Source organism: Stenotrophomonas sp. 278, from assembly GCF_003935715.1.
GTDB lineage: Bacteria > Pseudomonadota > Gammaproteobacteria > Xanthomonadales > Xanthomonadaceae > Stenotrophomonas > Stenotrophomonas maltophilia_AH.
On sequence record NZ_RHPP01000307.1, the window covers coordinates 1 to 986 of the forward strand.

The 986-nt window shown below is 65.9% G+C and carries 1 protein-coding gene; it reads right to left on the reverse strand.

All coding sequences use genetic code 11. The features are described from left to right. Positions 1-986: flagellin (locus EGJ34_RS21865; RefSeq protein ID WP_125362470.1), on the reverse strand; the 986-nt coding region annotated here is incomplete at both ends.

Below are 986 nucleotides of genomic sequence, written 5' to 3' on the forward strand. Positions count from 1 at the left end.
TCCGAGGTGGTGTTGAGGTTGGCGATGGTCGAGGTGAAGCGGTTCTGGATCGCACCCATGTCGGCGCGCGAGCTGTTGACCGAGGTCAGGGCCTTGTCGACGATCGACAGCGCCTGCTGTGCACCGGCGACCGAGGAGATGTCCAGGTCGCTGGCGAACTTGCTGGCCAGTGCGGCACCAGCGGCAGCGGTGGTCGGGGTGGCCGGGGTCGGCGCGGTGATGCCGGTCCAGGTGCCCGCCGTGACGGTGATGGCGTTGAACGTGCCGGTGTCGCTCACGTTGTTCTTGACCGAGGTCAGGTCCAGGCGGCCCGTGGTGGTGCTGACCGTGGCATAGACGCCGGCCTGGTCCATCTTCTCGTTGATGGCGGTGGCGACGGCAGCCACGGTTGCCTTCTGGGTCGCCGCTGCGTCGACGCCGGCCTTCACGGTGATGTCCGAAAGGGTGTAGGCGGTGCCGTCGGCACCCTTGACCGTCATCCCCTTGATGGTCACGTCGCCATTGGTCGCCGGTGCGCCGATGTCGAGCGTGCTCTTGTCGAACTTGACGCCGCCCAGCGCGCTGGCACTGGCATTGACGATGCTGTTGATGCCGATGGTCTGGCCCGAATCGGCACCGACCTGGAACAACGCGCCGGAGAACGAACCGTCCAGCAGCTTGGTGCCGTTGAAGTTGGTCTGGCGGCTGACGCGGTCGATTTCCGAGACCAGCTGCTTCACTTCCGAGTTCAGCGCTTCGCGGTCGCTGTCGGAGTTGGTGGCGTTGGCCGACTGCACCGACAGCTCACGGATACGCTGCAGGTTGTTGCCGATTTCGACCATCGCGCCTTCGGCGGTCTGGGCCAGCGAGATGCCGTCGTTGGCGTTGCGCACGGCAACGTCCAGGCCACGGATCTGGGTGCTGAAGCGTTCGGAGATCGCCAGGCCGGCGGCGTCGTCCTTGGCGCTGTTGATGCGCAGACCCGACGACAGACGCTGGATCGTCGT